Here is an 8,025-nt window from a genome sequence, read left to right as displayed (position 1 = left end):
CCCCCCCCCCCCCCCGCCGCTACGTCGCCGCCGTCAAGGCCGCCGAGGCCGGCTGAGTTTCGCCGGCCGGCGGGAGCAGCACCCGGAACGTCGCACCCTCGCCCGGCGCCGACCGCAGCTCGACCCGTCCGCCGTGCGCCGCCACCACCGCGGCGACGATGGACAGGCCGAGTCCGCTGCCGCTGTGGCGAGCCTCGTCGGCCCGCGACCGGGACGGGTCGGCGCGGTAGAACCGTTCGAACACGTGCGCGGCGTCCTCGGTGGTCAGGCCGGGCCCGTCGTCGCGGACCTCCAGCACCGCCCAGCCCTGTGCGGTGTCGCCGACCGACACGTCGACGACGGTGCCCGGCGGGGTGTGCACGGTCGCGTTGCGGACCAGGTTGTCGGCCACCTGGCGCAGCCGCAGCGCGTCGCCGGTCACCAGCGGGACCGCCCGGGCGTCGACGTGCAGCCGCAGGTCGTGGTCGCGGGCGACGAGCCGGGCCTGCAGGACGGACTCGACGACGATCTCGATCAGGTCCACCGGCGCCCGGGCGAGCACCGGCTGGTGGTCCAGCCGGGCCAGCAGCAGCAGGTCGTCGACGAGCAATCCCATCCGGGCCGCCTCGTCCTCGACCCGGCGCAGCAGCCGGCGCACCTCCGGCTCGTCGTGCACCACGCCCTGCCGGTACAGCTCGGCGAAGCCGCGGATCGAGGTGAGCGGCGTGCGCAGCTCGTGGCTGGCGTCGGCGATGAACCGGCGCATCCGCTGCTCGGACTGGCGCGCCTCGCGCTCGGAGATCCGGCGGGCGAGGAACGCCGACTCGATCTGGCCGAGCATCGCGTTCAGCGCCGCCGACAGCCGGCCGACCTCGGTGCGCGGGTCCCGCGGCGGGATGCGGCGGCTCAGGTCGCCGGCCGCGATCGCCTCGGCGGTGACCTCGACCTCCTCCAGCGGCCGCAGCCGGGTCCGCACCATCCACCTGGCCAGGCCGGCCAGCGCCGCCAGTGCGAACACCGCCACGACGCCGTCGATCAGCAGCAACCGGTTCACCGTCGCCGCGATGTCGGTCAGCGGCAGGCCGACCGCGACGAATCCGCCGTCGTCGCGCGGCAGCACCAGCACCCGCCAGGTCGTGTCGCCCTCGACGGCGTCGACGGTGAGCAGCGATCCGGACAGCTCCGGGACCGACCCGGCGTCCAGCTCCGGCCCGGGCCGTTGCGTCGTCGCATCGTCGGTGCTCCAGACCGGGGTGCCGTCCGGCGCGAAGATCGTCACGCTGTAGTTGCCGATCGGCCGGAACGGGCGCGCGTCGGAGTCCGGCAGGCCCGGCCGGGCCGGCCCGACGAACGGGCCGGCCGCCTGCCGCAACTGGTCGTCGGCGCGGTCCATCAGGTAGTCGCGCAGCACCGACGCCGCCACGACGCTGGTGACCAGCACCGTCACCGCGGCCAGAGCGACGACGACCAGCAGCAGCTGGGTCCGCAGCGGCGTGCGGTCGCGCCGGGCCAGCCGCGTCCTCACGGGCTGTCGCGCGGCAGTCGCAGGACGTAGCCGACGCCGCGCACCGTGTGCAGCAGCTTCGGCGTGCCCTGGTCCAGCTTGCGGCGCAGGTAGGACATGTAGGACTCGACCACTCCGGCGTCGCCGCCGAAATCGTAGGACCAGACGTGATCGAGGATCTGCGCCTTGCTGAGCACCCGTCCCTGGTTGGCCAGGAAGTAGCGCAGCAGCTTGAACTCCGTCGGTGAGAGGTCCACGGGACGGCCGGCCTTGCGCACCTCATGCCGGTCGTCGTCCAGTTCGAGGTCGGCGTAGGACAGCCGGGCGGTCGCCGCGCCGAGGTCCCGGCCGCGGGAGCGGCGCAGGATGGCGCGGATCCGGGCTACCACCTCCTCCAGGCTGAACGGCTTGGTCACGTAGTCGTCGGCGCCGATCGTCAGCCCCATGACGCGGTCGTCACCGGCATCCTTCGCGGTGAGGAACAGCACCGGCACGTCGACCTGGTGGCTGCGCAGCTGGCGCACCACCGCGAAGCCGTCGAGGTCCGGCATCAGCACGTCCAGCACCACGAGGTCGGGCCGCTCGGTGAGGATGAGGTCGAGCGCCTGACGGCCGCTGCGCGCCGTCGTCACCTCGAATCCGGCGTAGCGCAGGCTGGCGGCGAGCAACTCGACGATGTTCGGCTCGTCGTCCACGACGACGAGGCGTCCGTCCGGTTCGCGTGCGGCCATGGCCGCACGATGCCGGTTCCGCCTGAGAGCACCCTGGCAGCCGGCTGGGAATTCGCTGTGAATGCCGTTCACAGGTGGTTGCCAGGTTCGTCCCAGGGCGGTGCCAGGAAGATCCACCATCGTGTTCCGGGTGCGGTTGCTACCGAAGTCCCGTCGAGCGCGACGGGCGACTGTTCTGCTGGCGACGACGGCCCTCGGGGTCGCCGTCGCCGGCGCGGCGTGGGCCGTGAGCCAGGACGATCCGGCGTCCACGTCGTCGACCACCACAGCCGAGGCCACCGTCGGCACCTACGAGGAGACCGTGACCAGTACCGGCACCTTCCAACCGGCCGAGACCGCAGAGCTGTCGTTCGCCGTCGGCGGCGAGGTGCTCTCCGTCGACGTGACCGAGGGCGACGTCGTCACGGCCGGCCAGGCGCTGGCCACCGTCGGCACCGAGACGCTCGAGGCCGAGCTGGACGCGGCCGAGGCGACCCTCGACGCGGCCCAGGAGCGGCTGGACTCCGACACCGACGCCGATGCCGCCGACACCCAGCTGGCCGCCGACGAGGCGTCGGTCGCGGCCGCGGAGTCGCGGGTGGCGCAGGCCGAGGAGGCGCTGGACGACGCCACGCTGACGTCCACCATCGCCGGCACGGTGGCGTCGGTGGACATCGCCGTGGGCGACGAGGTCGGCGGCGGGTCGTCGGGGACGACCGGGGGCAGCGATCCGTCGACGTCCTCCTCGTCCTCGTCCTCGTCGGCGGCGAGCGGCACGGGCGCGCAGGTCACCGTGATCACGACCGACGCGTTCGTCGTCGAGACCAGCGTCGGCAGCGTCGACCTGGCCCGGCTGCAGCAGGGACTGCAGGCCGAGCTGACGCCGTCGGACGGCGGCGACGTCGTGTACGGGACGGTCAGCTCGATCGGGCTGGTGGCCTCCGACGCCGGCTCCGGCACCGCGACGTTCCCGGTGGAGATCGCCGTCACCGGCGCCGTCGAGGGCGTCTACGCCGGTGGCAGCGCCGATGTGTCGATCATCGTCGAGCAGCACACCGACGTGCTCACCGTGCCGAGCGCCGCGGTCACCACGACCGACGGCGCCACCACGGTCACCGTCGTGGCCGACGACGGGGCGCACGTCGAGACGCCGGTCGAGATCGGCGCCGCCTTCGGCGTCCAGACCGAGATCGTCAGCGGGATCGAGGCCGGCGACGAGGTCGTCGTGCCGCTCCCGGCCGGTCGCGGCGGTGGCGGCGACGACGAGGGGGAACCGGGCATCCGATTCCCCGGCGGCGACTTCCCGGGTGGCGGGTTCCCCGGCGAGGGCGGCGGTCCCGGCGGCGTCCCGGGCGGAGGACAGGGGTGAGCGACGTGGTGCTGCGGCTCGACGCCGTCCGCAAGTGGTACCAGACCGGAACGCTGCACGTCGACGCCCTGCGCGGCATCGACCTCGGCATCGGCGAAGGCGAGTACGTCGCGATCATGGGCCCGTCCGGCTCCGGCAAGTCGACGCTCATGCACATCCTCGGCTGTCTGGACACGCCCTCGTCCGGCAGCTACCGGCTGGTCGGCGTCGACGTCGGCGAGCTGAGCGAGGACGAGCTGGCGGAGATCCGCAACCGGCTCATCGGCTTCGTGTTCCAGCAGTTCAACCTGCTGGCGCACCTGACGGCGCTGCGCAACGTCGAGCTGCCGCTGGCCTACGCCGGCGTGCCGGGCGACGAACGGCGGCGCCGGGCGCTGGCCGCGCTGGACCGCGTCGGGCTGGCCGACCGGGTGGAGCACCGGTCGCCGGAGCTGTCCGGCGGCCAGCAGCAGCGGGTCGCGATCGCCCGGGCGCTGGTCACCGACCCCGCGCTGATCCTGGCCGACGAGCCGACCGGCAACCTGGACTCCAGTTCCACCCGCGAAGTGCTCGCGCTCTTCGACGAACTGCACGACCAGGGCCGCACGATCGTGCTGATCACGCACGAAGAGGGGGTCGCCGCCGAGGCGCAGCGGGTGCTGCGCATCCACGACGGCGAACTGGCGGCCCCGGCAGCGGCGGTGCGCCGATGAACTGGCTCGACACGCTGCGCACCGGCTGGGAGGCGGTCCGCACGCACAAGCTGCGCTCACTGCTCACCGTCGTCGGCATCCTCATCGGCATCGCCTCGGTGATCCTCACCATCGGCTTCGGGCAGGGTGCCCAGGCCGAGGTCCGGGCCCAGATCAGCGCGCTCGGCAGCAACCTGCTCATCGTCACGCCCGGCAGCACGACCGACGCGTCCGGCCTGCGCGGTGGCAGCGGCTCGGCCACCACCCTCACCATGGACGACGCCGAGGTGCTGGCGTCGGACGTCGTCGCGCCGGACGTCGCCGCCGTCGCCCCGGTCAGCGGCGGCCCGCAGTCGCTCACGTCCGGCGGCACCAACTGGACCAGCACCGTCAACGGGACCACCCCGGCCTGGCTGGACGTGCGCAACCGGAGCCTGACCTCGGGCCGGTTCCTCACCGACCAGGACCTGGAGAACGAGGCCGCGGTCATGGTGCTGGGCCCGGACACGGCGAGCGAGCTGTTCGGGCCGGCCGACCCCGTCGGGCAGACGGTGCAGGCCGGCGGGGCCGCGTTCACCGTCGTCGGCGTGCTGGATTCGGTCGGCTCGTCGTCCTCGGGGGACGAGGACGACCTCGCCCTCGTGCCGGCGACGACGGCCGCGACCCGGCTGGCAGCCGGGTCCGCGTCGGTCTCGACGATCTACGTGGAGGCGGCGTCGGCCGGGCAGCTGTCCGCCGCGTACCAGGAGGTCGACGCGGCGCTGGCCACCGCGCACGGGCTCACCGACCAGGACGAGCCCGACTACACCATCTCCACGCAGGAGTCGCTGCTCGACACCGCCACCGAGACCGACCGGACGCTGACCATCCTGCTGGCCGGCATCGCCGGGATCTCGCTGGTCGTCGGCGGCATCGGCGTCATGAACATCATGCTCGTCTCCGTCACCGAGCGGATCCGCGAGATCGGCCTGCGCAAGGCGCTCGGCGCCACGCCGGCCGTGATCAGGCGGCAGTTCCTGCTGGAGGCGTCCGTCCTCGGGCTGGCCGGCGGGCTGCTCGGCGCGGGCCTCGGCGTGCTCGGCGCCGAACTGCTGCCGCGGTTCATCGGCCAGCCGATCGAGATCTCCATCCCCGCGACCGTCGCCGCCGTCGCGATGGCCCTGGCCGTCGGCGTCGGTTTCGGCGTCTACCCCGCCGGGCGGGCCGCCCGGCTCGCGCCCATCGATGCCCTGCGTAGCGAATGACCCACGATCTCAGGAGTGACTCAGCATGATCGCGACCCTTCGGCGCCCGTGGTGGGCGCTGCTGTCCCTCGCCGTCGTCGCCGCCGTGGCCGGCGGCTGCGGCTCGTCCGCCGAGGAACCGGCGACCTCGTTGGAGACGTCTGCGGACTCCGGCGAGCCGGAGGCTCCGCCGGTCTCCCGCCCCGGCGCCACCGGCGTGGTGGCCACGATCGACGGGACGACGCTGCAGGTCCAGGGCGCGTCCGGGCAGGTCGCGGTCACGTACACCGACGCGACGGTGATCACGGCGACGGTGGCCGGGTCGGCGGCGGACCTCGCGGCCGGCGCCTGTGTCGTCGTGCTGTCCGAGGACGGTGGCCCGGAGGCGACCGAGGTGGCCGCGACCAGCGTCGCCGTCACCCAGCCGGCCGAGGACGGGTCGTGCGGCGGGCCAGGCGGCGGGTTCGCCGGTGGCGGGCCCGGTGGCGGGCCGGGCGGTGGGTTCGCCGAGGGTGACCGGCCGACGGGGCCGCCGCCGGACGGCGCGCCGACCGAGCGCCCGTCCCCGCCGTCCGCCGGCGCCGTCATCGATGTCTCCGGCGAGACGTTCACCGTGGAGGTGCTCCGGCCCGGCCGCGACTCCCCGACCGCCGAGCCGGAGCCCAGCGTCGTCACCGTCACCACGTCCGCCGCCACGACCTGGACCACCGAGGCGCCGGCCGGGCCCGAGGCGCTGGCCGAGGGCGCCTGCGTCATCGTGGCGGGCGAGGCCGACTCGACCGGCGCCGTCACCGCGTCGACCATCGCCGTCTCACCCGCCGTCGACGGCGAGTGCCAGCGGCCGGGCGGGGATGTGCCCGGTGTCTGACCAGGCGTTCGCGTTGCGCCGCCGGCCGCGGCGTCGGCGTCGGCTGCGGCTGCCGGTGGCGTGCGGATTGACGGTGGTGGTCGCGGGTGGCGCGGCCGGCGTGTGGGCCGTCGCCGTGGCCGGCGAGGAGCCGTCCTACCGGACCGTCGCCGCCGAGTTCGCGTCGGTGGCGGAAACGCTGGACAGCACCGGGACGGTCGAGGCCGCGTCGTCCGCGGCGGCCGCGTTCGGCACGTCCGGCACCGTCGCGTCCGTCGACGTGGCCGTGGGCGACACCGTGACGGTGGGTCAGCAGCTGGCCGCGCTCGACACCACCGACCTCGCCGCCGGACTCGCCGACGCGCAGGCCGAGCTGGCCCAGGCCGAGGCCGCCCTGGAAGCGACGGTCGACGCTCAGGCCGAGTCGGTGTCGGCGACGGAGTCGGCGTCCACGTCGGCGTCCGCGGTCATCGTGTCGGCGTCGGTGCGGCCGGCGGGGGATGGGCCCGGGTCTGATGGGTCCGCCGGGCAGCTGGCGGCGTTGCAGCAGGCGGTGCTGGTGGCACAGGAGGCCGCCGCCCGGAGCCTCGCCGCGGCCGTCGCGGCGCTCGAGGCGCAGCAGCAGGCCTGCGAGACGGCGATGACGGAGGCGGCGTTCACCACGACCTCGACGTCCTCCGCGCCGACCACGAGCCCCACCTCGTCGCCGTCGCCCACGGAGTCGCCCACGGAGACGCCGATCCCGACGCCGTCGGAGCCGGCCGCGCCCGACCTCGAGCCGTGCGTGGCGGCGCTGCGGGCGGCGCAGGAGGCGCAGCAGCGGGCCGCGGCGGACCAGCAAGCGTTGCAGGAGGCGATCGCCGCGCTGGCCGAGCTGCTCGCGGCGGCCGAGGAGCCGGACACCCCGCAGGAGCAGCCGTCGTCGCCCGCTGCGCCGTCGTCGCCGTCGGAGGGGGAGCAGGGGCCGGGCGGGGACAGCGCGTTGTCCGACGCCGCCCAGCTGGCCGACGACCAGGCGGCGGTGAGCGAGGCGGAACTGCGGGTGCTGGAGGCCGAGCAGGCGCTCGCCGCGGCGACGATCGTCGCGCCGATCACCGGGACCGTCGCCGCGGTCGGCGTCACCGCCGGCGCGACCGCCGACACCAGTGCCACCATCACCGTCGTCGCGCCCGGCGCGATCACCGTCACGGCCGAGGTCTCGGAGACCAACCTGCGCAGCCTCGCCGTCGGGACGGCGGCCGAGGTGCGGCCGGCGGGCGCGGCGGAGGCCGTGAGCGGCGAGGTGGTGTCGATCGGCCTGATCCCCGACACGTCGTCCGGGAGGCCGCTCTACTCCGTCGTCGTCGGTGTCGCCGAACCGCCGGCGAACGCCGCTGGTGGCGCCTCGGCGGACGTGTCGTTCCTGCTGGGCGAGGCGACGGAGGTGCTGACGGTGCCGAACTCGGCGATCACGCTGACCGCGGACGGCGGTGCGGTCCGAGTCCTGTCCGACGGCGAGGTCGAGACCACCCCCGTCACCCTCGGCGTCGTCGGCTCCGAGCGCACCGAGATCCTCGACGGCCTCGCCGCCGGCGACCTCGTCGTCCTCGCCGATCTCGACGCCGACCTGCCCACGTCCGACGCCGGTCCCACCGGCGGTCCCATGCGCGGCGGCAACGTCACCGGCGGCGGGCCGCCGCCCGGGTTCGGCTGACGCGGGTCCATGCCCCGGGGCCGGCCGGG

At 74.8% G+C, this 8,025-nt stretch carries 7 protein-coding genes; 5 read left to right on the top strand and 2 right to left on the bottom strand.

Annotated elements, in window-relative coordinates:
* Positions 1-19: 19 nt before the first annotated feature.
* Both ACW62_RS35130 and ACW62_RS08130 read right to left on the bottom strand, forming a co-directional pair.
* Positions 20-1,504, bottom strand: coding sequence for a sensor histidine kinase (locus ACW62_RS35130; protein ID WP_205629210.1), 1,485 nt, complete (start codon positions 1,502-1,504; stop codon positions 20-22).
* Entirely contained in the window at positions 1,501-2,214 is a 714-nt protein-coding gene (locus ACW62_RS08130) for a response regulator transcription factor (protein WP_053203549.1), read from the bottom strand. Before ACW62_RS08130 ends, ACW62_RS35130 begins: the two co-directional genes overlap by 4 nt.
* A 130-nt stretch (positions 2,215-2,344) precedes the next feature.
* On the opposite strand from ACW62_RS08130, the gene ACW62_RS34680 reads away from it, so the two are divergent.
* Genes ACW62_RS34680 through ACW62_RS08105 form a run of 5 tightly spaced genes read left to right on the top strand, consistent with a single transcriptional unit; the run spans position 2,345 to position 7,996 of the window.
* The gene (locus ACW62_RS34680; RefSeq protein ID WP_205629209.1) at positions 2,345-3,562 is read left to right on the top strand and encodes an efflux RND transporter periplasmic adaptor subunit; all 1,218 of its coding nucleotides are present in this window, start codon (positions 2,345-2,347) and stop codon (positions 3,560-3,562) included.
* Positions 3,559-4,254, top strand: a complete 696-nt coding sequence (locus tag ACW62_RS34675; protein ID WP_053203547.1) for an ABC transporter ATP-binding protein — start codon at positions 3,559-3,561, stop codon at positions 4,252-4,254. Before ACW62_RS34680 ends, ACW62_RS34675 begins: the two co-directional genes overlap by 4 nt.
* Positions 4,251-5,477, top strand: a complete 1,227-nt coding sequence (locus ACW62_RS08115; RefSeq protein WP_053203546.1) for an ABC transporter permease — start codon at positions 4,251-4,253, stop codon at positions 5,475-5,477. The genes ACW62_RS34675 and ACW62_RS08115 overlap by 4 nt, the downstream gene beginning before the upstream one ends.
* A 25-nt stretch (positions 5,478-5,502) precedes the next feature.
* On the top strand, positions 5,503-6,324 hold the full coding sequence (locus ACW62_RS34670; protein WP_053203545.1) for a DUF5666 domain-containing protein: 822 nt from the start codon (positions 5,503-5,505) through the stop codon (positions 6,322-6,324).
* Positions 6,317-7,996 (top strand): efflux RND transporter periplasmic adaptor subunit, encoded by a 1,680-nt coding sequence (locus ACW62_RS08105; protein WP_169792010.1) that lies wholly within the window; start codon positions 6,317-6,319, stop codon positions 7,994-7,996. Before ACW62_RS34670 ends, ACW62_RS08105 begins: the two co-directional genes overlap by 8 nt.
* The last annotated feature ends 29 nt before the right edge of the window (positions 7,997-8,025 follow it).

The organism is Jiangella muralis (assembly GCF_001270745.1).
In the GTDB taxonomy this organism is placed as follows: Bacteria; Actinomycetota; Actinomycetes; order Jiangellales; family Jiangellaceae; genus Jiangella; species Jiangella muralis.
The sequence above is the reverse complement of the archived record's forward strand: the minus strand, read 5'-3'. Positions and strand labels throughout refer to the sequence as shown.